The organism is Litorimonas sp. WD9-15, from assembly GCF_050271975.1.
In the GTDB taxonomy this organism is placed as follows: Bacteria; Pseudomonadota; Alphaproteobacteria; order Caulobacterales; family Maricaulaceae; genus Litorimonas.
On sequence record NZ_CP189850.1, the window covers coordinates 603,232 to 628,593 of the forward strand.

The 25,362-nt window shown below is 53.4% G+C and carries 24 protein-coding genes; 8 read left to right on the forward strand and 16 right to left on the reverse strand.

Annotation, left to right across the window (positions count from 1 at the left end; all coding sequences use genetic code 11):
- Window positions 1–2: 2 nt before the first annotated feature.
- Window positions 3–842, forward strand: coding sequence for a mechanosensitive ion channel family protein (locus tag ACP9M6_RS02900; RefSeq protein ID WP_427453282.1), 840 nt, complete (start codon window positions 3–5; stop codon window positions 840–842).
- Here the strand turns inward: ACP9M6_RS02900 and ACP9M6_RS02905 are convergent.
- The 7 genes from ACP9M6_RS02905 to mnmE all read right to left on the reverse strand — a co-directional run bounded on the left by ACP9M6_RS02905 (window position 839) and on the right by mnmE (window position 10,397).
- Window positions 839–3,478 carry an AAA family ATPase gene (locus ACP9M6_RS02905; RefSeq protein WP_427453284.1) on the reverse strand — a complete coding sequence of 880 codons (2,640 nt, stop codon included), beginning with the start codon at window positions 3,476–3,478 and terminating at the stop codon, window positions 839–841. The two genes, ACP9M6_RS02900 and ACP9M6_RS02905, sit on opposite strands and share 4 nt — an antisense overlap.
- Complete coding sequence (locus ACP9M6_RS02910) at window positions 3,475–4,608, reverse strand: metallophosphoesterase family protein (protein ID WP_427453286.1); 1,134 nt, start codon at window positions 4,606–4,608, stop codon at window positions 3,475–3,477. Before ACP9M6_RS02910 ends, ACP9M6_RS02905 begins: the two co-directional genes overlap by 4 nt.
- A gap of 14 nt (window positions 4,609–4,622) precedes the next feature.
- Window positions 4,623–5,621: a ParB/RepB/Spo0J family partition protein gene (locus tag ACP9M6_RS02915; protein WP_427453287.1), complete on the reverse strand. Its 999-nt coding sequence runs from the start codon at window positions 5,619–5,621 to the stop codon at window positions 4,623–4,625.
- 16 nt (window positions 5,622–5,637) lie between these two features.
- Window positions 5,638–6,417, reverse strand: a complete 780-nt coding sequence (locus tag ACP9M6_RS02920; RefSeq protein WP_427453289.1) for a ParA family protein — start codon at window positions 6,415–6,417, stop codon at window positions 5,638–5,640.
- 9 nt (window positions 6,418–6,426) lie between these two features.
- Window positions 6,427–7,062, reverse strand: coding sequence for a 16S rRNA (guanine(527)-N(7))-methyltransferase RsmG (gene rsmG, locus ACP9M6_RS02925; protein ID WP_427453291.1), 636 nt, complete (start codon window positions 7,060–7,062; stop codon window positions 6,427–6,429).
- Window positions 7,059–8,927, reverse strand: a complete 1,869-nt coding sequence (gene mnmG, locus ACP9M6_RS02930; RefSeq protein WP_427454744.1) for a tRNA uridine-5-carboxymethylaminomethyl(34) synthesis enzyme MnmG — start codon at window positions 8,925–8,927, stop codon at window positions 7,059–7,061. The genes rsmG and mnmG overlap by 4 nt, the downstream gene beginning before the upstream one ends.
- A gap of 147 nt (window positions 8,928–9,074) precedes the next feature.
- A complete protein-coding gene (gene mnmE, locus ACP9M6_RS02935) occupies window positions 9,075–10,397 on the reverse strand; it encodes a tRNA uridine-5-carboxymethylaminomethyl(34) synthesis GTPase MnmE (RefSeq protein WP_427453293.1) in 1,323 nt (440 codons plus the stop codon).
- An 11-nt stretch (window positions 10,398–10,408) separates the two neighbouring features.
- Here mnmE and ACP9M6_RS02940 point away from each other — a divergent pair, with 11 nt between their 5' ends.
- Window positions 10,409–11,287: a glycerophosphodiester phosphodiesterase family protein gene (locus ACP9M6_RS02940; protein WP_427453295.1), complete on the forward strand. Its 879-nt coding sequence runs from the start codon at window positions 10,409–10,411 to the stop codon at window positions 11,285–11,287.
- On the opposite strand, the gene dnaQ is transcribed toward ACP9M6_RS02940, so the two are convergent.
- From dnaQ to ACP9M6_RS02965, 5 genes are read right to left on the reverse strand one after another with little or no spacing between them, the layout of a single operon-like run.
- Entirely contained in the window at window positions 11,284–12,000 is a 717-nt protein-coding gene (gene dnaQ / locus ACP9M6_RS02945) for a DNA polymerase III subunit epsilon (protein WP_427453297.1), read from the reverse strand. The genes ACP9M6_RS02940 and dnaQ overlap by 4 nt on opposite strands.
- A complete protein-coding gene (gene coaE, locus ACP9M6_RS02950; RefSeq protein ID WP_427453298.1) occupies window positions 11,997–12,581 on the reverse strand; it encodes a dephospho-CoA kinase in 585 nt (194 codons plus the stop codon). Before coaE ends, dnaQ begins: the two co-directional genes overlap by 4 nt.
- Complete coding sequence (gene aroE / locus ACP9M6_RS02955) at window positions 12,578–13,429, reverse strand: shikimate dehydrogenase (RefSeq protein ID WP_427453300.1); 852 nt, start codon at window positions 13,427–13,429, stop codon at window positions 12,578–12,580. Before aroE ends, coaE begins: the two co-directional genes overlap by 4 nt.
- Window positions 13,426–14,019 (reverse strand): Maf family protein, encoded by a 594-nt coding sequence (locus ACP9M6_RS02960; protein WP_427453302.1) that lies wholly within the window; start codon window positions 14,017–14,019, stop codon window positions 13,426–13,428. Before ACP9M6_RS02960 ends, aroE begins: the two co-directional genes overlap by 4 nt.
- Window positions 14,016–14,879, reverse strand: a complete 864-nt coding sequence (locus ACP9M6_RS02965) for a pyruvate, water dikinase regulatory protein (protein WP_427453304.1) — start codon at window positions 14,877–14,879, stop codon at window positions 14,016–14,018. The genes ACP9M6_RS02960 and ACP9M6_RS02965 overlap by 4 nt, the downstream gene beginning before the upstream one ends.
- A 465-nt stretch (window positions 14,880–15,344) precedes the next feature.
- Between ACP9M6_RS02965 and hemE the strand changes: the two genes are divergently transcribed.
- The 3 genes from hemE to hemJ all read left to right on the forward strand — a co-directional run bounded on the left by hemE (window position 15,345) and on the right by hemJ (window position 17,816).
- Window positions 15,345–16,379: a uroporphyrinogen decarboxylase gene (gene hemE / locus ACP9M6_RS02970; protein WP_427453306.1), complete on the forward strand. Its 1,035-nt coding sequence runs from the start codon at window positions 15,345–15,347 to the stop codon at window positions 16,377–16,379.
- An 83-nt stretch (window positions 16,380–16,462) separates the two neighbouring features.
- Window positions 16,463–17,350: a bile acid:sodium symporter family protein gene (locus tag ACP9M6_RS02975; protein ID WP_427453307.1), complete on the forward strand. Its 888-nt coding sequence runs from the start codon at window positions 16,463–16,465 to the stop codon at window positions 17,348–17,350.
- Window positions 17,351–17,387: 37 nt separating this feature from the next.
- Complete coding sequence (gene hemJ / locus ACP9M6_RS02980) at window positions 17,388–17,816, forward strand: protoporphyrinogen oxidase HemJ (protein ID WP_427453308.1); 429 nt, start codon at window positions 17,388–17,390, stop codon at window positions 17,814–17,816.
- Here the strand turns inward: hemJ and ACP9M6_RS02985 are convergent.
- From ACP9M6_RS02985 to ACP9M6_RS02995, 3 genes are all read right to left on the reverse strand, one after another.
- The gene (locus tag ACP9M6_RS02985; protein WP_427453310.1) at window positions 17,813–18,997 is read right to left on the reverse strand and encodes a DUF922 domain-containing protein; all 1,185 of its coding nucleotides are present in this window, start codon (window positions 18,995–18,997) and stop codon (window positions 17,813–17,815) included. The two genes, hemJ and ACP9M6_RS02985, sit on opposite strands and share 4 nt — an antisense overlap.
- A 62-nt stretch (window positions 18,998–19,059) precedes the next feature.
- A complete protein-coding gene (locus ACP9M6_RS02990; protein ID WP_427453311.1) occupies window positions 19,060–19,863 on the reverse strand; it encodes an esterase/lipase family protein in 804 nt (267 codons plus the stop codon).
- A gap of 62 nt (window positions 19,864–19,925) precedes the next feature.
- Complete coding sequence (locus tag ACP9M6_RS02995; protein WP_427453312.1) at window positions 19,926–21,485, reverse strand: WS/DGAT/MGAT family O-acyltransferase; 1,560 nt, start codon at window positions 21,483–21,485, stop codon at window positions 19,926–19,928.
- Window positions 21,486–21,763: 278 nt separating this feature from the next.
- Between ACP9M6_RS02995 and rho the strand changes: the two genes are divergently transcribed.
- Together rho and ACP9M6_RS03005 are read left to right on the forward strand one after the other, a co-directional pair.
- Window positions 21,764–23,062 carry a transcription termination factor Rho gene (rho, locus tag ACP9M6_RS03000; protein WP_427453314.1) on the forward strand — a complete coding sequence of 433 codons (1,299 nt, stop codon included), beginning with the start codon at window positions 21,764–21,766 and terminating at the stop codon, window positions 23,060–23,062.
- Window positions 23,063–23,136: 74 nt separating this feature from the next.
- Window positions 23,137–23,583, forward strand: a complete 447-nt coding sequence (locus ACP9M6_RS03005) for a hypothetical protein (protein WP_427453316.1) — start codon at window positions 23,137–23,139, stop codon at window positions 23,581–23,583.
- 7 nt (window positions 23,584–23,590) lie between these two features.
- Here the strand turns inward: ACP9M6_RS03005 and ACP9M6_RS03010 are convergent, their stop codons facing one another.
- A complete protein-coding gene (locus tag ACP9M6_RS03010) occupies window positions 23,591–24,085 on the reverse strand; it encodes a hypothetical protein (RefSeq protein ID WP_427453318.1) in 495 nt (164 codons plus the stop codon).
- A gap of 66 nt (window positions 24,086–24,151) precedes the next feature.
- On the opposite strand from ACP9M6_RS03010, the gene ACP9M6_RS03015 reads away from it, so the two are divergent.
- The gene (locus tag ACP9M6_RS03015; protein ID WP_427453320.1) at window positions 24,152–25,342 is read left to right on the forward strand and encodes a PQQ-dependent sugar dehydrogenase; all 1,191 of its coding nucleotides are present in this window, start codon (window positions 24,152–24,154) and stop codon (window positions 25,340–25,342) included.
- Window positions 25,343–25,362 lie beyond the last annotated feature (20 nt).

Sequence of the window (25,362 nt, forward strand, 5' to 3'; positions counted from 1 at the left end):
TGATGGATAAGATGATGGAATATTGGACGCTCTTGGAGGAAAAGTTCCCTTTCGTACTCGGAATTTCCGGCAATATCCTCTCCGCGATCCTGATTTTTATTGTCGGCATAATGGTCGGACGTTGGGTGCAGAAACGTATCCGCCGCTCGAAAATTGGCGGCTCCCATCTGGACGCAACGTTAAAGCCCGTTATCGCCTCTGCAATTTTCTACGTCATTATCGCGATGACAATCTATGCTGTCCTGATAAAAGTTGGGGTCCCGGCCTCCTCGCTTATCGCCGTATTCGGCGCAGCGGGCCTGGCCATTGGTCTCTCGCTGAAAGACACATTATCCAATATCGCATCGGGCATCGTGTTACTTTTCCTCCGCCCCATTAAAGTCGGCGAGTTTGTGGATCTCCCGAACGGTTCAGGGACGATTTCGGAAATTGGTTTATTTTCTACGACATTAAAAACGGCAGACGGGCTGTTCCAATATATCCCGAACGCAAAAGTTTGGGATGGTCGCATCCAGAATTACGCGCGTCATGATATGCGTCAATTCCGCCTTGATATTGGCGTGAGTTATGACACGGATTTGCGTCAAGCGCAGTCGGTTATGCTGGAAACACTGTCCTCAGCAAAGGACAGGATTTCAGACAATGCCCCGACGCCGCCGGAAGCTTTCGTTATGAGCTTCGGCGATAGTTCCGTGAACTATAATTGCCGTGTCTGGTTACCCGGCAATAATTGGTTCAACCGCGCGTCGGAACTTCGGATTGAGATTTTCGAAGCGCTTGGCAAAGCGGATATCGAAATTCCATTCCCGCAACGCGTCGTCACGATGAAGAAAGAGGATTAGTCTTTCGGCCAATTTTCAGGTGTGATGCGGTGGCCGCCAAGTCGCTGCGTTGCGCCCTGATGACAGGACAGATAAATTAATTGCAAGCCGTTCTCTCCTGAACTGACATGATTGAGCACATCAAACATATCATCCCGACGTCGATCATCTGCATAGACCAGCGCGTCGTCCAAAATAACAGGGGCATCTGCCCCGCCGCGTTTTAACAGTCGCGCAAAAGCCAGCCGCGTTAGGATCGCAATCTGTTCCCGCGTCCCGCCTGAGAGCTGTCCAATATCTTCAATACGACCCCCGCGACTGACCGTATCCGCGCCGAGACTCTCATTCAAATTTGCCTCAGTGCCGGGCAGGACCATGGCGAGAAGGGGCGCAAGTTCCGCGCGCACAGGTTCAGTATAAGCTTCGCGGAGTTTAGACTGAGACGCAAGTAACGTATCCCTCAAGAGCGTTTGCGCGGCGACGCGGCGCTCCAACCGATCAAGCTCCGCCTGCTCCAGTTCCAGTTTTGCCACCAGCGCCTCGACTTTTGCATCTGCGTCTTGGCCCTCAAAAGCGGCATCCCGATTGGCCCGCAGGCTGGCTTCTCGGCGTTGCAAATCCTGTAGGTTTGATTGGGTTTGCGCCGCGATTTGTTCCAGGCGGGTCAATCGGCTTTGCAATAGGGTGAGCGATTGTGTCGGCGCATTGGACTGCGCCGCCGCCACTGCTTTTTCCGCCAGTCGGGCCTCAGATGCGGTCTTCAGGACCGCCGCCGCAAATTCATCCGCTTGCGTAGTTCGCTCAGCTTCGGTGTCAGACAGTCGAAGGGCGGTGAGATTATTTCGCAGCCCGTCCAATTTCGCCTTGGCCGCCGCCTGCGTTTCACGCAGTTCCGCAATCTCGCCATTCAACGCATCCAACCGTCCCCGCGCGGATGTTAGTTCCCGCCTGATGTCATCCTCGCCGTCTGCTGGCCGAGCCTCAACCAAATCAATATCCGCCAGTTTTTCGGACAGGTCTTCTGCGAGGCGGCGTGCGGTTTCCAATTCCGTCCGCATGGCCGCTTCGCCCTGCGGTGCCAACGATGTCATATCCGCCGTGATGCGTTGGCGTTCCGTTTCCAGATCATGGCGTTCATCCGCAACCTGCCGCGCCGTTGCGACATCCGCCACTCCCAGCACATCCAGCTGTGCGGCGAAGGCTTTATCCGCCTCTTTCAACTCGCGCTCCAGAACTTGCAGCCGGTTATTATCGCCGCGCAATCGTCCTATGCCTTCAATATCCAAAGTCTGGGAGCCGGAGAGTTCTATCGGGCCCGAGGTCAGGGCTTTTCCGTCTAGCGTAATTTTCCCCGCGCCGGAACTTGCGAGGTCGAGATAGAGATGGGTCGTCAGCGCCGCGATCTCTGCCTCCACCCGCCGCAAGGCATCCGCCAATCGTTCGAGGGGGTGAATATCCGCACGTTTGACTATCGGCATATCGGCTAGTTGCATATCGAGCGCTGCAAGACGGGAGGATAAGTTTCGGTAGTTTTCATCAACTGCGGTCAAATAAGCGGTGTCCCGTCCTGCCGTTTCAAGCCGGAGTTTCAGATTTGCGGCCTCTTCCGCCGCTTGTCGGGCCTGCCCATATTCCGCGGCTTGCGTGTCCAGCGCCTCGATGTCCGAGCGCAGCGCGGTTTTCATTTCGGTCTTTTGTTCGAGTAATTTCACACGTTCCTTCTGTGCGGTTTCAAGCGCCGTGATCTCGGCCTGCCAGCGAATAAAATCCGTCAGTGCTTCGATATGCGCGGCCTGCTGCTCACCCGCGCGGCTGGCCATTTGCGCGGCGCGGTCGCGTTCCGCTTGCAGGCGTTGAAGGTCGGTTTCAAAGGCCTGCGCGGCGGTCATCGCATCGCGCGTCGCCTTGATTTCAACCGCGCTCTCCGCTGCATCAAACCCGTCTTCCATGCGCTGGATATCGTCGCGGGTTTTTGCAAGTTTCAATCCGGTCTCATATGTGGTCTCGCGCTTGGCCTTAGCGTCAGCCAATGCAGATTGCGTTGCCGCCAGTGCATCCCGCGCGAGTTTCAACGGCCCGTTGGATTTTTCACGACCCGTGCCCGTAATATTTTCGGCCAGATCCGCTTCGACCCGTGTCAGATATTCACGCGCGCGGTCCCCGCCGACGAGGGTTGTGAGTTCGCCCTCCAATCGGCTGGCAACCTGACCGTCATCGCTAACGCCTACCATGGAGTCGCCCTGCCGGACCCAGAGCAATCCGGACGGACCTTTTTCATGACCTTCCGGACTGAGGAGGTGGGCGAGCCGTTCTTCCGCTTCGCGGTTGACGGCCAGAACCTGCCCGGACCCGCTGCGCAATTCACAAAGCTTCCCTTTCATAAACCGTTTTTTGAGATCGTAGGCTTCTCCACCCGCTTCGAATTTAATCTCACCCTCAGGTCCAAACTCTGATCCTCCCGTCATGAGGGATTTGACCTGTTTGTCGGAACTGGAAAACGGTTTGAACAGGAATGTCTCGAGCGCTTTCAGGACCGTCGATTTCCCAAACTCATTCGTTTCGCAAATGACGTTGAGGCCGGAGGTCAATCCTTCCAAAGCGATCCCATCTTCGCCAAACGGGCCGACATGTCGAAAGCGCAGAGAGATCAACCTCATGCCGTTTCCGCCCCGTAACGCAGAAGAATTTGCAGCGCCTCGCTCGCAATGTCGCGATCTAGTTTCGACAGGTCTTCATCATTCCGGCGGTTCAGCAAATCCTGCGCCGCATCGCGCACAGACCCTTGCGCATCCAGCGCGTCAATATCTTCGGGAACGACAACGATGTTCACATCGGTTTCTCCACGGAGTTGCAGTGACGCGCAGTCACCGCGTAAGGCATTTATGCGCGCTTCGAAAACAGTCCAATCCGCGACTGTGACGCCACCGGAAACGTCAAGACGCACATGTGTTCGGCGTAAGGGTTGACCCTCTGACAGACGGTTTTCCAACACCTCCAAACTTGCGCCTATCTCATCCGGTTGGAGTTTAAGGGACAGAACGGGCCAGTCATATTTCGCGGTAGGAATTTCACGAATAAGAGGTTCCGGCCCAGCCCCCACCGTGACCAATAAGACCTGTCCACGAGCGCCCATTTTATGGCGGTCAGGTTCAGGTGTTCCAGAGTAGTGGGTTTTGGAATTAATTGCACTTCGCCCATGCCAATCACCAAGCGCAAGATAATCGAGCCTAGCTGTTTCAGCACGGGTTGGGGGAATGACTTCGCGGTCCGTGTCCCCCTCAGTTCCGAACCCTTTCACCGCACCATGAGCGAGGCCGATGCGTAGGTTTCCCGGCGGCGTTTTTGCCAAGTCCATCCACGCCGTCAAGTCTTGCCCGTGTTGTATTCGCTGCCATGGCGCAGGTAGGAGCGAGACACCCGCTTCAATCTCAACGGGGTTGGGCTCCCGAAAGACACGGACATTTTTCGGCGCAATCTCTTCCACCCGATCCCACAATCCATCCGCCCCATCGGGGTCATGATTGCCGGGTAGGAGCCACCAGATAACCTCCGGCGTTTCGCCCATCACGGTCAGGGGTTGGCGGAGGGTTGTGTTGGAGGGGATAGCGCTGTCCCAGACATCGCCCGCAACAAAAATATGTGTCGCGCCCTCTTCCGCTGCAGCTTTCGCAATCCGGCTGATGACCTCTATCCGGGCTTCGCGTAGGGGGCCGGCTTGAGCGTCAGGGAATTGCCCAAAACTCTTGCCGAGTTGCCAATCCGCCGTATGGATGAAGGTAAAGGCCAAGGTGGAGTGTTCGCCTATTCCTTGAGACGCTGCATCAGAGCTTCAAGTTGTTTCGCCGTTTTATATTTAATGCGGACCTCCCCTGCCCCGCCCTTGTCGCGCAGATCAACCGCGAGGCCGAGCGCATCGGTCAAATCGGATTCGACCTTAATGATATTCGGGTCTTTATAAGATTTCGGTTTTGGCGGCGAGACGGGTTCACCATCCCGAAGCGCCTTCGCAATCTTCTCCGTTTCCCGAACGGACAGACCTTCCTCAACAATTCGCGTCGCCAGCGCTTCCGCATCGGGCACATTGGCGAGCGCTTTGGCGTGACCCTGAGAAATCCGCCCACGCGCAATATGCATTTGAACAGGCCCAGGCAGGTCGAGCAATTTCATGAGGTTTGCGACATGCGGACGCGATTTCCCGACAGCATCTGACACATCGGCCTGCGTCCGGCCAAAGTCCTCCATCAGGGCTTTATAGGCGCGGGCTTCTTCAATCGGGGACAGGTCAGCGCGTTGAACATTTTCGACAACGCCGATTTCCAGAACTTCCTGATCCGTCAACTCACGGATGAGGACGGGCATGGAGCTGAGCCCCGCTTTTAACGAAGCCTGCCAGCGGCGTTCACCTGCGACGATTTGATAATCCGCCTTTTTTGAGACGCGGCTGCGCTCGCTCTCCGGCAGGGGCCGGACGAGAATAGGTTGGAGGAGGCCTTTCTCCTTAATGGATTCGGTCAGCTCTTCCAATTCGCGCTGGTCGAACCGTTTGCGAGGTTGGTCCGGATTACGTGTCAGTCGCGCGATCGAAATAAATTGAATGGCGCGTTTTTCAGTCTCCGGCTTTTTATGGCTCAGGGCCATGCCATAGCTTGGGACGGATTTCGTCTCCAAGGGCGGTTGCCCTGCGGATGTCTCGACGTCGTCTGAGGGGACAGAAATATCCGCCATGAGTGCGGAGAGGCCCCGACCCAGACCCCGATCGCTGGCTTTTTTCTTATTTGGCTTTTTCTTTTCGTCAGACATAGTATAACCCGTTGTTTTATTTACGGTTTCTGTGTTTTTTAATCAATTCATCGGCCAAAGCGAGATATGCTTTTGCACCCTTGGAAGACGGCGCATAGCTGATGACCGGCTGGCCAAAACTCGGTGCTTCTGCGATGCGAACATTGCGCGGAATGATCGTCTCGAACACAGCGCGGCCCAGATGCTTGCGGACATCCTCGGCGACCTGCGCAGACAACCGGTTCCGGCGGTCATACATGGTCAACATCACACCATCGATGGCGAGCGATGGGTTGATAGAAGACTTCGCCATCTCGACGGTTTGCAATAGCTGGCTCAATCCTTCGAGGGCGAAGAATTCGCATTGCAGCGGAACGATGACGGATCGCGCGGCAGCCAGTGCATTGATGGTCAGTAGGTTTAGCGAGGGAGGGCAATCGATTAGAACGTAATCAAATTGCGCTTCTGAGACTTGTACCGCCTCTCGCAGGATCCGTGTGCGGCCTTCCGCTTGGCCAATTTCCATTTCGGCGGCCGAGAGGTCGACATGGCTGGGAAGGACGGACAAGCCCGAAACCTGTGTCGGTTGAATCGCATCATCCAAGGCCAGTCGCTCGGTCATGACATTATATACGGTACGCTCCCGTTGCGCACGTGGAATGCCGAGGCCTGTGGACGCGTTCCCCTGCGGGTCCATGTCAATCAGGAGAACCCGCAAATCCTTGGCCGCCAGCGCCGCCGCAAGATTAATCGACGTTGTCGTCTTTCCGACGCCGCCCTTTTGATTGACGATAGCGATGATGCGATCAGGATTCACGGGCGTCCTCTATTTGGCTTTGAGGTTTGTGACGCGCAAAATGGTGGCGTCCGGGTCTGTCTTGCTTTTGTAACGCTCCAGATCGAATTGCCAGTGCTCTCGGGCGGTTTCCACTTCCTTATCCGCAGTTTCTCCCTTGGGGAGGAGGAGTGTTGCATCTTCTGTGATATGCGGCGCGGCATAGGCGAAGAGTTTTGGCAGCGGCGCAAAAGCACGGGCTGTCAGGACATCGGCTTTCAAAGGCGGGAGCGCCTCAATACGTGCGGAATGAACAGTTATGGGCAGGGAGAGATCTCGCGTGACCGTCTTGAGAAAGCTCGTCTTTTTCCCCACAGATTCAACAAGGTGCACCTCCCCTGCCCCACGCTGTTTCGCGTAGATGCCGAGAGACAATCCCGGGAACCCACCGCCGGAGCCGAAATCTACGAGGCGCGTCCAGTTGTCAGGCAAATATGCGTTGAGTTGCCAACTGTCATAAGCGTGACGGTGCCAGAACTGACCGACTTCCCGCGGTGCGACGAGATTAATGCGGCTATTCCATTTCTGCAGAAGCGTGTTCCACGTCGCGAAATCCGAAAGTGTTCCACGTGGAACATTCGTGGTATTGGCGAAATCGGATTCCGTCCAGAGGCTGACATCTCTCATGCTGCGCGCTGCGCTTTTTTAATATGAGCGAGAACCGCCATGAGCGCGCCAGGCGTGACGCCCTCAATCCGCGACGCCTGCCCCAATGTCGCTGGTCGCGTGTCTGTCAGTTTTTGACGGACTTCATTCGACAACCCACCAATCGCGGCGTAATCCAACGCTTCCGGAATGCGCAAGCCTTCATCGCGCTTAAACGCCGCGATATCTTTGGCCTGACGCTCCAGATATCCGGCATAGGTCGCCTCCGTTGTTAGAAACTCCACGGTTTCCGCATCCAGATCAGACAATTCTGGCCAGACGGGTGACAAGTCTGCAACGGTCATATTGGGGTAGGCGAGCAGATCCATCACAGATCGCCGCACGCCGTCCTGATTAATTTTAATGCCGGACTTCGCCAAAACGGACGGAGATTCGATCAGGATCTGTGCGAGAGACTTAGCTTTATCAAGTTTGTCCAGTTTTCGGGATGTAATCTCACGACGAGCTTCACCCACCAAACCCAACTCCACACCCATCGCGGTCAAACGACGATCCGCATTATCCGCCCGCAGCAAAAGGCGGTATTCCGCGCGGGAGGTGAACATACGATAGGGCTCTGTCACACCTTTTGTAATCAGATCATCAATCATCACACCGATATAGGCCTGACTGCGATCAAGAATGAACGGCTCGCGGCCTTGCGCGGCGAGGGCGGCATTGGCACCAGCCATGAGACCCTGCGCGGCCGCTTCTTCATATCCGGTCGTCCCATTGATCTGTCCCGCGAGGAACAGGCCCCGCTGCGCTTTGACCTCCAGCGTCGCGCGAAGCTCGCGGGGATCGACATAATCATATTCAATCGCATAGGCGTAGCGCTGGATTTCGACATTTTCCAAACCGCGAATTGACCGCATAAACGCCTCCTGCACCTCATGGGGCAGGGAGGTCGAGATGCCGTTGGGATAGACCGTATCACCATCTGGATTGCCGGAAAGACCTTCCGGCTCGAGGAAAACCTGGTGACGGTTCCGGTCGGCAAAGCGCACGACTTTATCTTCGATGGACGGGCAATAGCGTGGGCCGCGCCCCGCAATGCCTCCGCCATAGACAGCTGATTTTTCTATATTTTCCGCGATAATGCGGTGTGTCTCTTCATTTGTATGGGTAATCGCGCAGGTGATCTGCGGCACCGTGATCTCTTTATTTAGAAAAGAAAATGGCACGGGCGTTTCATCCGCTGCTTGTTGCTCCAAAACGTCCCAATTGATAGAGCTTTTCGCGAGGCGGGCGGGGGTGCCAGTCTTCAACCGCCCCATGCGCAGACCAAGACCATAGAGCCGTTCGGACAGACCGAGAGCAGGGGCTTCACCCCAACGTCCCGCAGGGATACGCGTTTCACCGACGTGAATGACACCCTTCAAGAAGGTTCCCGTCGTTAGGACAACTTGCCCCGCCTGAAATTCCTCACCCGCTTCGGTCCGTACACCCGTGAGTGTTCCACGTGGAACAATAATGTCATCGACAGCCCCCGCGATGATCGTCAGATTGTCCTGCTCCGCCAAACGCGTCTGCATCTCCGTGCGGTAGAGATAACGGTCCGATTGCGTACGCGGGCCGCGAACCGCAGGACCTTTGGAGCGATTGAGCAGACGGAATTGAATGCCCGATGCATCCGCAACACGTCCCATCACGCCGTCCAGAGCATCAACCTCACGGACGAGGTGGCCCTTGCCCAGCCCGCCAATCGCCGGATTGCAGGACATCTCGCCAATTGTTTCAATCTTATGGGTCAGCAAAAGTGTATTCGCACCCAGACGCGCGGAAGCCGCCGCAGCTTCACAGCCCGCATGTCCGCCACCGATGACGATCACATCATATGTCTGCATCTTTTGCATGGCCGCGATATAGGGGCAGGGCGGTATTCTGTCGAGCGGACTCTGCTGTTGAAACCCTCAATTGTTCCACGTGGAACATTCTATAAAGAGATCAGCGCCATAAATTGTTCCACGTGGAACAATTTTACAAAAGAAACCCTATTTCCCAATACAAAAGCTGGAGAAAATACGGTCAAAGACCTGTTCCATATCGGATCGACCCGCCAATTCTTCTAATGATATCAATGCATTACGGATGTCTTCACTTGACAATTCGGGCTCAGAGCCGAGGCGGGACAGCGCCATTTCGACGGATGAATGCGCCACCTCTATACAGTTTACATGCCGCACACGGGTCAGAGCGGCGGATTCGAGTCCCGCATAACGCTCCAAAATCAGCGATTCCAATTTTCCGAGTAGCGCGTCTAACCCTATATTTTTCAATGCATTACCGGAAATATCGCCATTTTCCTCGACTCTCCCGTCGATCTCCCCTGCAAGGTTACGGAAAACAATATTTTCCTCGACGTGAGAGGCCGTTTCGAGACCCTCTCTTTCGACTAAAATGACAAGATGGGCGTCTTCTGCGCGGGCGAGGGCGCGGCGAACGCCTTCCGCTTCGATGGAATCCACAGTCTCCCGCAAACCGGCTGTGTCCGAAAAAGTGACGGGCAGCCCGGCGATGACGGTCTGCGCCTCAACAATATCACGCGTCGTTCCTGCTTGAGGCGACGTAATTGCGACGTCCCGTCCAACGAGTCCATTCAGCAATGTCGACTTCCCCGCATTGGGTGCGCCAACAATCGCGACCTGAATTCCGTCCCGAACCGCCCGGCCCTTATCGCCCTGCGCCAAAAGCGCCGCCATCCCGTCACGCGCCTGCGTCAAATATGGGTAGGCCGCATGAGACAACGCATCCGGCACATCGGCTTCATCGGCAAAATCAATCTCGCCTTCAATCTGCGCCAGCGCGTCAAGTAGCAAAGATTGCCACCCCTCATAAGTTTCGCGAAGCGCACCCTCCATATTTTGGAGCGCTTGTATCCGCTGGCCCTGGGTCCGGGCATCAATTAAATCCGCGAGGCCCTCCGCTTCCGTCAGGTCCATCTTTCCACGCTCAACCGCACGCCGCGTGAACTCTCCGGGTTTAGCCTGTCGCAATCCAGCCTCTGTCAGGCACCGCGCCATGGCTTCCAAAATCGCGACGCTGCCATGCACGTGGAATTCGGCGCAATCTTCGCCGGTGAAACTTTTTGGTGCGGGGAACCAGAGAACAAGGGGTCGGTCAATCATCACGCCGTCCAAATCATAGACGGTTCGCAAACTTGCGCGACGGGGCTCCGGCAATTTTGATTGCGTCACAGATTTCAAAACATCGCCTGACTCTGGACCGGACAAACGCAACACACTCACCCCCGCGCGTCCCGGCGCGGAGGACAGGGCAAAGATGGTCTCGTCTTGTAAAAAATCACGTTCTGTCATAGGGCCGACTTATGACGACATTACATATTTTCAAAGCCTCAATCTCAACTGCACTGGCCGCCGCGCTCCTTTATGGATGTGCTGCATCAGACGCGCCGCCGATCACGACATCCACGGCTAACTCAACTTATCCATCCTTGCGCAAAGCGCTTGATTGCCTTCCGCAGGGCGCGGCACTCATGGCGGCGCATCGTGGCACATCGCGCAGCTGGGCCGTACCAGAAAACTCCATTTCAGGCCTGAATAAGCTCATCGCTGATGGATATAAAGTCGCGGAAATCGACATTGCCGGTACAAAAGACGGTGTGTTGTTCAGCTATCATGACGGTGTCTGGGAAGAGATGAGCACGGGATCCGGTGCTGTCGCCGCGTCCAGCGCAGCCGATCTTGAAAACATCTTGCTCAAAACCCGCGCAGGTGAACTTACAACGGACCGTCCCCCACTTTTTGATGATTTGCTCACAACGGCGAAGAATAAAATTTATCTCGAAATCGACTTCAAATCCTCGGCAAAATTTGAACCTGTTATAGATGCTATCCGCACAGCCGGCATGACCGATCAAGTTGTCCTGATTGCTTATTCAGACGGTCAAGCGAAGAAGCTCGCAAGACTCGCGCCGGACATGTTGCTCTCGGTACCGCCTACCGCCGCCCGCCCACAGGATTTGGTTTGGCTCGGCAATGATGCTGGCGATGATACAATCGCTAAGCCCTTGTTATCTAATGGCTCTACGGTCATTGGCCGCGTCTGGAAACGCTCGGAAGCGGATAATCTTGGCGATATTTTAGATAATGCCAAACTCGTCGTCACGGATTATATGGAACAATATGATCCTGTAATGCGGCTAACAGATGAGATGGCGTATAAGGCTTGTTTGGCGACGAATTAAACGCTTCCCAATCCCCGCTGACGTCGCGACCAGACCTTCGCCCAGACCGCGTCGCCTTTTAGGCCTTCGATGAAATCCTTATGCGCGCCGAGCTCGTCTTCCGTTGGGCGGGAGATGAGAGGGATGTCTCTTGATTTTGCGGTGGGGAACCCCGTCTCATTCTGTGTGACTTGCGCTTCGGGGGTTAGGCCGAGGCGCATTTCGCGTCCGCCGGAGAGTTCCAGGTAGACCATGGCGAGGAGTTGGGAATCGATGATGGCTCCATGTTTGTCCCGCGCGGAGAGCGAAATATCAAACCGTTTACAAAGCGCATCGAGTGAGGCCGGTGAGCCCGGAAATTTAGCATTCGCCATGGCCAGCGTATCTTTGAAACGGGTGCGGGGCAGGGGTGCGAAACCCGCACGATCTAATTCCGCATTGATAAAGCCCATGTCGAATTGCGCATTATGCGCGATGAGGGTGGCATCCCCGACAAAGTCGAGAAAGTCCTGCGCGCAATCCTTGAAAAGCGGTTTGCCGCGCAGAAAATCCGTCGTCAGGCCCGTGATCTCGACAACTTTGTCCGGGACCTCGCGTAGAGGATCACAATAGGTATGAAATTCCCGGCCCGTCGGCAGCAGATCGACAATCTCAATACAGCCGATTTCCGTAATCCGGTCCGCGCCCTTGGCATCAAATCCGGTCGTTTCCGTATCGAAGACTATTTCTCTCATAGGATATCATCTAGCACAGATTTCACCGCCTTGCGGGCGGCGTCCAACCCTTCGGCTGTGGATATAATATAATCGGCGCGGCGGCGTTTTTCGGCGTCCGGCATTTGTTTGGACAAGATCATATCGAATAAGTCTTTCGTCATCCCTGGGCGAGACATGACGCGCGCACGTTGGACCTCTGCAGGCGCAGTGACGACGACGGTGGCATCGACTTTTTTATCGCCACCTGTTTCAAACAAGAGCGGCACATCAAAGATGACGGCCTTTACGCCATTCTGTTTCGCTTGCGTGAGAAAAAGCGTTCGGGCTTCGCCGACCCAAGGGTGGATGAAACTTTCCAAGACTTTCAAGTTCAGAGAATCGGCCCTCATATGATGGCCCAGAACTTTCCGATCCACAGCCCCGTCAACAATAGCGTCTGGAAAGACCGCACGGATCAACGGCACGGCGCGCCCGCCTTTGGCGTACATTTTATGGACAGTGGCATCGGCATCAAAGACCGGACAGCCGAGGTCAGAAAACATCTGCGCCGTCGTGGATTTTCCCATCCCGATGGACCCTGTCAGGCCAATGATTTTCATCGGATTCCAGTCCGTAAAGCGTCAAACAGAATTTCGGTCGGGTCTGCCTCAGCCGGGGGAAGTTGGCCGTAAAAAAGACGGAAGCTTGGCCGGGCCTGCGCAATCAACATTTCCAAACCGCCCAATGTTTGTAGGCCCCGACTTTCTGCTTCTTTCATCAGCGGCGTGACGCGGGGCGTATAGATGAGATCATAAATTAAGGCATTGGACCGGGCATCTGCGAGGGAGATATCCAGCGCCCGTTTTCCCGCCATGCCTGCCGCACTCGCATTAATAATGAGATCTGCGCGCGCAACCGCTATTTCTCTTTGCGCCCAAGGCACCGCATATAGGCTCGGCACGTCAACCTGACTGACAAGATCCTCGGCTTTCGCATCGGTCCGGTTTGTCAGGCAAATTTCAGGCACGCCCAGCGAGAGTAGCGCCCCGAGAACGGCCCGGCTCGCGCCGCCCGCGCCGATCACGAGAGCCGATCCATTTTGTAACTGGTTCGCCCCCATACGCTCTAATAAGGGTGCGGCGAAGCCTTCCATATCCGTATTATGGGCGACGAGCTGGCCTTTGGATTTATAGAGACAATTCGCAACACCCAGTTTCTGCGCATCATCCGTCGCGATGTCTCCGGCTTGAAAGGCCTGCCCTTTCAGCGGCAAGGTTACGTTCACACCCATAATCGAGGTCCGTTTGAGCGCCCGAAACGCATCAATCGCATCCTCAGGACTAACCGCAAAGGGAATATAGGCCCCTGCAATGCCTGCCTGTTTCAGCCAATAATTATGCAAAACAGGGGAAAGGGAGTGGTGGATAGGCCATCCGCAAACACCCGCCAATTTCGGTATAATATTCACGTGGTAATCATCCCCCGCGTCCGGAGATAGTCCAGCACGGGTAGGAGGTCGAGGCCGAGAATGGCGAAGAAACCGCCCTCGACTTTTTCAAAGAGTTGCGCGCCGGGACCTTCGAAACGATAAGCGCCAACGGATTTAGTCAGGGCCTCACCTTCCAATTCTATATATTGATCGAGAAAGTCTTCCGAGAAGTCCCGCACCCAGAGCTTTGTCCGGCAGAGATGTCGCCAGACAGGTACACCGTTTTCACAAATGACAACGGCACCAATTAATTCATGTTTTTTGCCACGCATGGAGAGCAGGCGTTCGCGGGCTTCTGCGAGGTCCTTAGGCTTATCAAATAATGTCCCGTCCATCACCATGATCTGGTCCGCCCCGATAACGAGACCGGGTTCCTGTCGCGAAACGCGTAAAGCTTTGGCCTCGGCGAGCGCATCAGCGATATCATGGAGACGGGAGTTTTCCGCCAACATGGCCTCTTTGATTGCAGCTTCATCCACGGGTCGCACGATGACCTCATAGTCCAATCCAGCGCCGTCCAGAATTTGGCGACGGATGGCCGAGCCGCTGGCAAGAATTAATCTGCTCATAATCTTAAGCCCCTGCGGCGTTCTTCGATGGGACGCGATTTATTATAGAGGTTGATAATCTGTGCGGCCGTTTCCTCAATAGATTTTCGCGTCACATCGATGACCTGATATCCTTTTCGCGTGAACATACGGCGCGCCTGTTTCATCTCGTCCCGCACGCGGTCCTGATCAATATAATCCGTCTGTGTATCCTGTTTCAGCCCGATGAGACGTTGCTGACGAATTTGTACGATGCGGTCGGGCGAAGCAACGAGACCCACAATAAAAGGCTTGGTCATACCGTCTAAAATTACTGGCAACGGTGCACCAGGAACCAATGGGATATTGCCCGCCTTATACCCTCGATTGGCCAAATAAATACAGGTTGGTGTTTTCGAGGTCCGCGACACGCCCAGCAAAACAATATCAGCATCCGCTAGTCCGCTAACCGCTTGCCCATCATCATGCGCCATCGCGTAATCCAACGCTTCGATCCGAGAGTAATAAGCGTCATCCAGATTCCGCTGCGCCCCGACCTCATCTGTCATGGCCGCGCCGAGATAGCGCCCTAACATAGAGAGAGTCGGGTCGAGAATGGAGATGGCAGGAATATTCCGCTCCCGACAAAAGGCCTGCAAGGCCGCGCGTCGTTCTGGATTGACCAATGTATAAAGCACAACACCCGGTTTGGCGGCAATGGTTTCCAATGTCTGGGTCATCTGGGCCTCGGACCTCACCAAAGCATGAAGGTGTTCCAAGGCCGTGGCAGAGCGAAATTGCGCCGTCGAGGCCTTCATCATAGCCACAAGCGTTTCACCCGTCGAGTCAGAGACAAGATGGACATGAAAGTAGATGGCGATGTTCGGATTACGGGTCGACATGTTGGACAGGGTTTCGCGAATTTATGCGGCCCTGTCCACAGGCAAAGCGAAGCGGGACCTTATCCCCTTAAAAACAGGGGTAGATTCAAGAAACCCACACTTCACATCCACAGAGAGGCACCTTTCACGTTAATATTGTGAATTGCGTGTATAAGACTTACTCAGAATTTAGTCCCCAAATTTATACAACAAAGAATATAGGCTTTTATGTAAAATGAGCAGCTACCCACATTTGAATTATAAGAGTTACCCATAAGAGGATTATAATCCAGTCCAGATTCCGGACGTGCATATTAAACTCTCCTAACAAAAGGTGAATCCGCCCACATCCTCACAGGCTCTACATCAACTTCTCTTTTTAATTTTTTTTTAGAGAGAAAAGGGATGGCTTGGATATGTGCGGGGAAAACGCTAAGGCCTGCTCTAAAGTCAGGCTTAGCAAAGCCTTAAAATGCGAAAGATGAGATGATGAAACTGATAGAGGTTCTAAACGGTAAGACCGCTGATACGCCGCCCATCTGGTTCATGCGTCAGGCTGGACGGCATTTGCCGGAATATCTTGAGATCCGAGCGACCTGTAAGGATTTCATCGACTTCTGTTTTACGCCGGACAAAGCAGCGGAAGTTACCCTTCAGCCCATACGCCGCTATGATATGGATGCGGCCATTCTCTTTGCCGACATCCTTCTCATTCCGATTGGCTTAGGTCGTAAGGTCGAGTTCATCAAAGGCACGGGTCCTGTGCTGGAGCCCATAGATGTTGAGGGGATTCGTCAACTGACAGTATGTGGTGCAGCAGATCGTATTTCCTCCGTCTGGGAAACGGTTGAGCGTGTGCGGGCGGGGCTGCCTGCGGATAAAGCTCTCATCGGGTTTACGGGCGGTCCGTGGACCGTTGCGACCTATATGATTGAGGGGAAAGGCTCCCCGACAAAAGAGATCGCAAAACGTTTCGCCTATGAAAATCCGGAGGCCATGGCAGACCTGCTCGCCGCACTGGTGGAAAGTTCTGCTGATTACTTGATCGGACAAGCGCGCGCGGGTGCCAACGCGCTCAAGATTTTTGAGAGCTGGGCGGAAGGTCTCGCGCCGGACATGTTTGATCGTCTCGTGATTAACCCGACCCGCGATATTATCTCCCGTGTCCGGGCGGCGGGTGTCGATGTGCCGATCTTGGGCTTCCCGCGCGGATCAGGCCTCAACGCCATTCGCTACGCGCATGAGACGGGTATTACCGCGATTGCGGCAGGCACACAAATGCCAATGGCGGATTTCCGGGCGACCATACCGGACGGGATGCCGCTCCAGGGTAATCTCGATCCGTTGGCGCTGCGCATTGGGGGGTCCGTTCTGCGTAAATCTGTCGATGCCGTTTTACGAGATGCTGAAGGGGGCCCACATATTTTCAATCTTGGTCACGGTGTCACGCCGGATGTGAAGATTGAGAATGTGCAAGCGGTCGTGGATCACATTCGTGGGCGGGAGCCGAATTACGTCTAATCCCGGCACTGTTCCGATTAAATGAAAAGACTGTGTCTTAAAATACGTTATCTCCAAACATGTCGCGGATCTGAAAGATATTTATGTTCAGTTTTTATTTAACACATGAATATTGGTTTGCCGCGGCGCAATTGAGTCTGGCGATGTTGGGCATGGGGGCAACCCTGACCTTGAAAGACTTCAAGGCGATTATCAAAACGCCCCGCGCCTTTGCCATAGGTCTGAGTTTACAATTCGTCTTAGTCCCATTAGCCGCTTTTTTATTCATCACATTCTCAGGGGCGACGGCGGGTCTTCTCATCGGGTTGGCTTTGTTGGCCGCGATACCGGGCGGTACGGTTTCGAATATTTTCACCTATATGGGAAAGGGGAATATTGTTCTCTCCATTGCGATTACGGCTATCACGACGATTGCCTGCCTTGTCACGACGCCCATTGTTTTAAATCTTTTAATTTCACAACATATGCCTGCGGATTTTATCATGCCGGTCGGACGTATCGCCTTTGAGATTTGTCTTTTCCTTCTTCTTCCTTTGTTTATCGGCATGGTTATATTTGCCAAACTTCCGAACCAGGCGGAGATGATTTCCAAATTTGGTATTTACGGTTCGATTTTCGTCATTGCCCTGATTGTTATCGGATCTGCAGGTGCAGGCCGTTTGGATTTGGAATCTTTTGGCATGACAAATGTTCTGCTCATTCTTGCATTTGCTCTGACCTTATTGAGTTTGAGCGTGATCATTCCGAAGCTTCTCCGTCTCCCCGCTAAAGACGGAACGGCTATTCAGATAGAAATTACCGTGCGGAATACGAATCTGGGTTTATTATTGACGGCCTCTCTCTTCCCGCCGGGTCATGTTTTAGGCGGGACAGTCCTTATGACGGTCTTGCTCTATGGCGCGATGATGCTGCTCTTAGGCGCAGGATTGATCCTGTATAATCGGCGCGTCCATAAACATATCAAAGCCTGATCTTTCCATATTCCGCTTTAGAGTCTAAATACCTGTCATGTTCGATATTCTCTATCCCTGGATCAAAGCCATCCATCTCACAGCTGTTATCTTCTGGATGGCGGGACTGCTCTATCTACCACGGCTGTTTGTTTATCATTCGGCCGCAGAGATTGGGGGGGAGTTGGAAACACAGATGGAAGAAGCCGAAGTTCGACTCCTAAGAATTATCATGAATCCGGCTATGATTGTTGCGTTTATATTGGGTCTGACATTGCTTCTTGTATATCCGCAACCCATTTCAATTTGGGTAAAGGCTATCCTCGCTTTTGGTCTTATCGGTTATCATGGTTTTTTGGCGAAGACGCGCAAAGAATTTTTAAACGGGGGACGTCCACGGTCTGAAAAGTTCTTCCGAGTGATCAATGAAGTACCACCGATCATCACCATCATCATTGTTATTCTGGCGATCGTAAAACCGTTTTAGTTCTGAGTTTCCAACCAGGGAAAAGGCAGCTCGGCATAGGGTAATTCAACCATGCCGCGTCGCAGTCCTCCACCATTATAGATGTGATAAACATCTTGGCGGGTTTGAATACTGGCCTCTACGGCTTCCCTGTAGTTGCCGATCTTATCTGCGAGTTCATCCTCTGACCCTGTGCCGAAAAGGGCATATTCATCCACGGTTTCTGCAAGAATATCCAAGCGAATGCGAAGGTGCCCAAGTTCATGATGGGCGGCGTTACAGAGCAAGTCATCCCATTTCGCGCGGTCTGATGTGGAGGCCGTTTTATAACTTTCCCAGCGTGGAAGTGTAATGAGAAACCCTGATGTGACACGGGTTCTATCCACCACAACATCATACCGATTATCTAAACCGGACAGCGTATATGACATGGCGGTTGGTGATAAAATATCAGCGAGCGTGACCGCACCGGGGCTGCTTGTTTTAATATGCGGTGAGTTATTGGGTCGCGAAGCTCTTATAATTTCCAGAGGTTTGCGTGAGAAAATATCATCTTGCGCCTCGCGGTAAGTCTCGCCCCTGACATTATAAAATTCGACCAAAGGCTCAACAACCCTGAGCGTGATGCCATTTTCGCTCTTAAAGACATAACTCGGTTGACCTATAAGTTTTGATCCCATGCTCGAAATCAGAGGTTCGGTTTGAACCTCCCCTCTTTCTCTCGGACCTAAATTTGCGAGCCTGTTTGGAATATCAAATATTTCAATACCGCAGGGTGTTTCGCCAATCCAATCATCATCTGTTGCAACCTCATCAAAATTCGGAAGAACAGGCAGTTCAGACTCGTCGGGTATGTCTGTTTGCGGAATCTTTGGCAGGCTTCGTTTTTCAACGGCGGGAATAATCTTAGGGTCTAATCTCGGTGTGGAAACGGGAATAAATTGAGGGTCAGGCGTCACAGGTTTTTCAACCACTGGGACACTGGCAGGCTTTTGTGGCGGTGGTGGAGGGGTTTCAATAACCGGCTTTTCCGGGAGAATGTCGACACGGGTTTCTATCGACGGCGCAGGTTTTTGTGTCGTAGTTTCTATTGAGTCTGTCTGTGAAGGGAAAAGACCAGTCTCGATCTTCACAACAAATTGCGGGTTCAGGGCCAGTAGAAACAGGCCCATAAATGCAAGAGAGAAAAGAAAACCGCGCATGTGTTTTATTCGGGCGAATGCGGCGCCTTATCAAGACAAAGCTGCAGTCAGAAAGATTACGTTTATTTAAAAACGAAGCGCGATAGCCCTTCCGCTTCAAAAGGCGTCCACTCATTTTCCGGCTGGGCAAGGCGGTCCGCTAACGCATACATGACGAGTGGATTGACGCCCAGGCCGATATGACTGGCCGGGACGCAGATATTTTCAGAGGGTGTTTTTCCGGGGCGTTGGATGGAACCTTTCCACGCGACGACGCCATCTGTCTTTGTATAGATAGAGGTTGTCGGCACGGGTGGTGCCGTTGCAATCGTGCTCAGGCGCGTTTTCATCGCGCTGTCCGGTTTTCCGTTCAGGGCTTCATACAGACGCCGGGCATTGGAATGATCCAACTCCCCAGAAATCGGACTGCCGAGGGAGATGACACTGCGGACCATATCCGGATTGGATTTCGCCACCTCGCGGACGAAAACACCGCCAAGGCTCCATCCGACAAGGGAGACTTTTTGACCGTGTTCTTTGTAAACCTTTTCCAGCAACACATTCATCTTGGCTTCGCGTGTGTCGTTGAATTTAAGGTTTCGGCCCAGACCCCAGCCATAGGTTTTATACCCCAAGCGGCTGAACAGTTTACGCATGGGTTTGGTTGACCGGTCACTCGCAAAGAAGCCGGGGAAAAAGATGACCGGATGTCCGTCACCTTTTGGTAACCGCCGCAACAGACGCCGCATGAAGACAAAGCTTGTTAATTCAACAGACGCCCGCCCGCCTTCTGTGAGCGTCCAGAACAGGGCCGGACCCTTACGGGACAGGCCAAGTTGTGCTGCGCCTTGTGGTGCTATTTTAGAAGAGGTGAGCGAGATGGCCATAATTTATCCTTTGAAACGCCGTAGCGTCCCCTGATTTGCCTGACAAAATGTAAAGACAGCGTTTACTGTGTTTTCGCAGATCCGTTTGCGGGCTTGGTCTTCGGCGCGGGCACGTTTTTTTCCGTTGTCATTTTCTTTTTGATAGCGGATTTTTTGACATCTTTTTTCGCCAGCTTTTCCGCACGCGCGGCGGCCAACTTTTCAATATCACTAACAGCTTCCATATGGGCATCGAAACTGTCTTGAATACATTGCGAATAGAAATCCGGATCCGGGATCGCGCTGCGACAGGCGGTGAAAGTCAGGGTCACGTCATTGACAAAACTATGCACGACATGGCCGAGCTTCACGCCGTCAACGAGACAGAGCATGCCGTAAAGCCCGACAAGTTGCGCGCCCGTCGAATAAATGGGCACGGGCGGGCCTGGAACATTGGTGACAACCGTATTGATCACGGGCTTGACGTGATCGGCGAGTTTGAGCTGCGAGAAGATTTTCGCACCCATATTCATCACCGGGGCAGGCGTGAGTTTCGCCATTTCCGTCATTTGCCGGGCGCCCAGCGCATGGGTGAAGCTTTTGGCTTTGACGGTTTCTTCCGTCACATATTTCATCCGTTCTGCCGCGGACGGGATGTGAGACCCCAGCGGCACAAACATGGCCGAGACCTGATTGCCCATCGTGTTCTTTTCTTTTTCATCCCGCACGGAAATCGGGGCCATTGCCGTCACAGAGCTTTCGGGATTTTCAGCATAATGATCGAGATAATTCCGCATGGCCCCGCCAACGATGGAGAGCATCACATCATTGAGCTTTGAGCCCTCTGCCAGAGCGCGAATGCGCTTGATATCTTTTATGGGAAAGCTCCGCGCATCAATCATGCGGTGCGGGGAGACCGTACCGTTAAACCGTGTCTTGGGGGCTTTGATGAGCGCGTTGAAATCGAACTCTTTCTTGATCAGACCTTTGGTCGCGCGGAACAGGCCCGGCACAGTATGGCGAATGGCTTTGGCTTGGCGGACCGGGTTAATCAGATTCCGCCCATAGCCCCGTGCAAACATACCAATCTGACTGGGATCCGCTTCTGGACGCCAATTATCAAGCTGTGCAGGCGGCGCTTCATTGGGTGATAAAGTGTGCAGCACATTCATCAGATCGACACCCGATACACCGTCAATCGCGGCATGATGGACTTTCGTGATAATCGCGTAGGAGCCCTTTGGAACGCCGTCAATATTATCCAACCCTTCGACAACTGTGAATTCCCAAGGTGGGCGTGAGAGGTCGAGCGGGCGCGCAAAAATCCGCGCGGCCTGAATACAGAGCTGACGCCAATCCCCGGGTTTGGGCAGGGCGATATGACGGATATGATATTCAATATCAAATGCGCTGTCCTGCACCCAATAAGGATAATCAATGCCGAAAGGAACCTTTACCATTTTCTGGCGCATCGTGTCAGACATGCTGAGGCGCGATTCAATAAAAGAGAGAATATCCTTAAACCGGACAAACCCCCCGTCTGCCGTGGAGGGATCATAAATGAGAATAGAGCCGATATGGACCGGCGCGATGGGCCGTTCCATTGAGACAAAAACAGTGTCCAAGCCTTGCATCTGTTTCATAATTTACTCCCCAATCTTTGCGATTTTTTCGTCATTATTGATTGTAGTTAGAAACAGCACCCTAAATCGCAACAAGTCAAGCAGCTCGCGCGGAGGGCTTTTCATAGCAGGGCAGCTTCAGGCTTGACGAAGTGAAGGCTTTCGACCATATCGAGTCTACGAAGCAGGCCGTTCTGGTCCTGTCGCCCTCCCAATTTGTATATGAGACACGCCAAAGCGACACTCACAAGATATGGAATATATCAGGGACGGCTCCATTTCCCAAAGTGATTACCCAAATGACAAACCTACTTGAACAAGACCTCGACGAGATGGAGACCATCTCCCTCGACGATCTCAAAAAATTAAAACCCGCCGAACTTATCAAATTTGCTGAAGAAGTCGGGATTGAAAACGCGGCCTCCATGCGCAAGCAGGACATCTTTTTTGCCGTTCTAAAAGATCTCGCTGAAGATGAAGTCCGTACTGATGGGTCCGGTGTGTTGGAACAACTCCAGGACGGCTTCGGTTTCCTGCGCGCGCCCGATGCAAACTATCTGCCCGGTCCCGATGATATTTATGTCGACCCGAAACTTATTCGTAAATTCGGTTTGCGCACCGGCGATACGGTCAGCGGACAGATTGCCAGCCCCAAAGATAATGAGAAATATTTTGCGCTGAGCGAAGTCACATCTATTAACTTCTCCTCCGTCGCGGATGCCCGCAACAAAGTGCATTTCGATAATCTGACGCCGCTCTATCCGGATGAGCGCTTCCAAATGGAAATCGAAGACCCGTCGCTGAAAGATAATTCCGGCCGCGTCATCGATATTGTCTCGCCGATTGGTAAGGGGCAACGCGCCTTGATCGTCGCGCCGCCGCGTACGGGTAAAACCGTTCTGCTGCAAAATATCGCCCATTCTATCGAACGCAATCATCCTGAATGTTACGTTCTCGTCCTGCTAATCGATGAGCGTCCCGAAGAAGTCACCGACATGCAGCGCAGTGTGAAGGGCGAGGTCGTTTCCTCTACATTTGACGAACCGCCTACCCGCCATGTTCAAGTCGCAGAAATGGTCATCCAGAAGGCCAAACGCCTGACGGAAAACGGCAAGGATGTCGTTATCCTGCTCGACTCGATCACACGTTTAGGTCGCGCCTATAACACGGTCGTGCCAAGCTCCGGCAAGGTCCTGACCGGTGGTGTGGATGCCAATGCCCTACAACGTCCGAAACGGTTCTTTGGTGCCGCGCGGAATATCGAAGAAGGGGGGTCTCTGACGATTATTGCGACGGCCCTGATCGATACGGGTTCCCGCATGGATGAAGTGATCTTTGAGGAATTCAAAGGCACGGGTAACTCGGAAATCGTGCTCGACCGAAAAGTCGCGGATAAGCGTATTTTCCCCGCCATCGACGTCACAAAATCCGGCACTCGGAAGGAAGAGCTTCTCGTCCCGGCGGATGAACTACAAAAAACCTACGTCCTCCGCCGTATCCTCAACCCGATGGGGACAATGGACGCGATTGAGTTTTTACTGTCGAAATTGAAAGATAATAAATCTAATGCGGACTTCTTTGATTCAATGAATACTTAAGGCCTTTTTTAAGATTGTTATTTGACTTAACAAATCATTTGTTCCGATAGGTATTTAAAAGTTTGTGAGGTTAAATGCATCTAAAGTTTGAATTGATCTTTGTTGGTACTGCATTGGCCGTACTCACAGCCTGTGCGGCCCCTGCCTCTACACGCGAGGCCCCGGATGCCGGTGCCATGGTGAAGGCCGAACCTGTTATGACCAAAAAAGCGGATCATAAAGAAATGGATCATAAAGGGGCTTCAAACCACGCACCCTATGGTCATGCCAGTGCACAATATGTGTGTGATGGTAGAGAGCTTTTGACCCAGTTTACGAAAGAGGCCAGCATTCTCAGCTATGATGGTGTTGAGGCAGATGTGACGCTTGTTTCCACAGCTGCGGGTGAAGTTTTAACGGGAACACTCGATGGACGTGCAGTAAAATTTGACGCTGAAGCCCATCGCGCAACATTCAAAATCGCAGATCAAACGCTGATGTGTGAAAAAATTACCTGCGTTCCGTTGGGTAGACCTCTTTAAATATAACTTACGCGGTTTTTTCAGTTTTTGCGCTAAGTTTCGCAAAGACAAAACCACCTAACCCGCCCGCCAATATTTGCATGGAAATACCCGCCATGTCCCGTGCGCCTGCGATGATATGAATATCGAAGAAATTGGCTTTCATCGCGAAGAGCATAACGAAGATCGCCGCAGCCCCTGCAACAGCATAGATAACGGGGCGTCCGAATTTGGCGAAGCGATAAACGAGCCCACCTGCCAGAAAAGCGATGACAAAAGCCAGCGCGATAAAGATAGCATAAAGCGTGCCGAGATGGGAGACATCATATCCCGTCATGACTAACCGTTCTCCGAAAGAGATATCCGCCCCAATCCCACCCAGCCGTGCAATAACGTTCTGCGTCTGGAAAATGACGCCTAGAATGGCCGTTACCACAACAGCTAATATCCACGCAGGGGCATTCTTGATTAGACTCACAAGCCAAGCCTGAATAATTTCTAGTATGCGTTTCGTTACAGTCATCGTCATCTCCCTTGCGCTCGAAATAGCTATGGCTAAGACTGCGGGCAGGTCAAGCCGGAGACACCCATGCGTAAATTGATGATGATGAGTGCGGCCCTTATTTTGTCGGGGTGTTTGGAACCACAAAACGCGCCTGAATTGACGGAGCGTTCTTCCACGGAATTTAATGCTGAAACATTGGCTGAAGGCATGACGCGCCCTTGGGCTGTTGCAGAAATCCCACAAGAGGCGGGTGGTGGTTTTCTCGTCACGGAAATTGCAGGCGGTATTTTGCGCGTCGTGGACGGAACATCAACAGCTCTGGCGTGGAGTGGCGGGCCCGCATTCGCGCCCGAAGATCTCTTTGTCTCGGGGCAGGGTGGGATGTTGGATATTGCTCCCGCGCCGGACTTTCCTGAAACGCATGAGGTTTATCTCTCTTATGCTTATGGCAATTCTGACGCGAACGGGACAGCGCTTGTCCGGGCGCGCTTGGACGCGACCACATTGGCAAACCCGACTGTCATTTTCCGTGCCAGCCCGCCGAAACAGGCGGCGTCGCATTTTGGCGGACGCATAGCTTTTCTTCCCGATGACACACTTGTTCTGTCTCTCGGGGACGGCTTCGCCTATCGCGAGGACGCGCAGAAAGCTGACACACATCTGGGGAAGCTCATCCGCCTGACCCGTGATGGCGGGGTGCCGGAGGACAATCCGTTTAAGGGGCAGGAGAAGGACGGCGTCGCCTTCAAGCCGCAAATCTATTCCATGGGTCACCGCAATGTGCAGGGCTTGGCCATTGACCCCGAGACAGGCGTCCTTTGGGAACATGAACACGGCCCGCGCGGTGGTGACGAGTTAAACCGGATCGAAGCAGGCGCAAATTACGGGTGGCCCCTCGCCACAAAAGGCCTGGATTATCAGGGCGCAAAGATCACCCCTTTTCAAACTTTTGAAGGGATGATCGATGGGACTCACGGCTGGACACCTTCCATCGCGCCGTCGGGACTCGCCATCTATCGCGGGGACCTGTTCCCGGATTGGAACGGTGACGCGCTGGTCGGCGGCTTGGCCAGCCGTGACCTCCGTCGTGTCGATTTGGAGAACGGAAAAAGCGTCGGTGAAGAAGACCTGCTCTCCGATCTGGGCGGTCGCGTGCGGGACGTGCGTGTGGCGTCAGATGGGGCGGTGCTGGTCCTGATCGAAGCGTCCGACTTGGACGGTGACGGCGAGGACGATCCCGATTCCGGACAACTCCTGCGGTTAAGCCCGAAATAACGGAAAGTTTAAGTTCGGCT